Origin of the sequence: Leyella stercorea, from assembly GCF_019052365.1 — a bacterium.
In the GTDB taxonomy this organism is placed as follows: Bacteria; Bacteroidota; Bacteroidia; order Bacteroidales; family Bacteroidaceae; genus Prevotella.
The window spans coordinates 1-831 of record NZ_JAHQUY010000179.1 but is presented as its reverse complement, the minus strand read 5'-3'; the positions used below and the strand labels follow the sequence as shown (position 1 = coordinate 831).

The 831-nt window shown below is 51.5% G+C and carries 2 pseudogenes; both read right to left on the bottom strand.

Annotation, left to right across the window (positions count from 1 at the left end):
• Positions 1–192: pseudogene (locus KTQ90_RS13490) on the bottom strand (FimB/Mfa2 family fimbrial subunit); the annotation flags it as partial.
• A gap of 16 nt (positions 193–208) precedes the next feature.
• Positions 209–790 (bottom strand): annotated as a pseudogene (locus tag KTQ90_RS13485) (DUF3575 domain-containing protein); the annotation flags it as partial.
• Positions 791–831 lie beyond the last annotated feature (41 nt).

Sequence of the window (831 nt, the reverse complement as noted above, 5' to 3'; positions counted from 1 at the left end):
CGTATAGTCGCCCATGGTGACCGTCCACGTGGCAGGTATGTTGATACCCTCACCGTAGGCCGACCAGTCGGCTGTCACCGCAATCTTCCCGTAGTCGGGATGCGGCGTGTCATAAAGCGTGTCCTTTACGCAGGAAGAGAGTAGCACGGCGGCTGCCATTCCTACCATATTTATATATTGTCTTGCTTTCATAGTCTATTCCTCCGTATTAGAATAACTTCCATACCAATGTCACACCGGCGTTGATGGGGCCACACCAATTTTTTGTCTCGTTGCCACAGCGCACGCGCACACCATCGATGACTTCATATTTTTCGAAATCGGCATTCAGGTAGCCCAAACCGAGGTTGAAATCAAGAGCCAGTGCCTTGTTCAGCCGCAGCTGATAGCCGGCGGTGATGCCGCCACCCATCAGGTCGCCCTGCTTGCCTGTTTCGGAGAGCTTGTAGTTGAACTGTCTGGCCTTGAACATCGCACCCAGATACCAGGCTTTCTTCTCACCCATGTAATAACGTATTTCCGGAGCCACTTCCCAGAGTGCATAGCGACGGTCTTTGTCATTCCAACTCCAAGAAGTCCACGAGCCGTTTACGGCAATGCCCCACGATGGGCAGATGCGCCATTCAAGTCCTAAATCGGGTGTCAGGGTAGCCCAGCGCAATAGGTTGGCACGCAGGGAGAGATGATAATCATTTGTGATTTTAGTTTCCGACGGCGTGCCGGCAAGTGTATTTTGTAGAGCAGCTTTCTCGGCTTCTGCCTTTTCAGCGGCAAGTGTAAGCGTATCCGCGATGCAGCCTTTTTTTTAATCATTATGCTTGTTACCTTTGC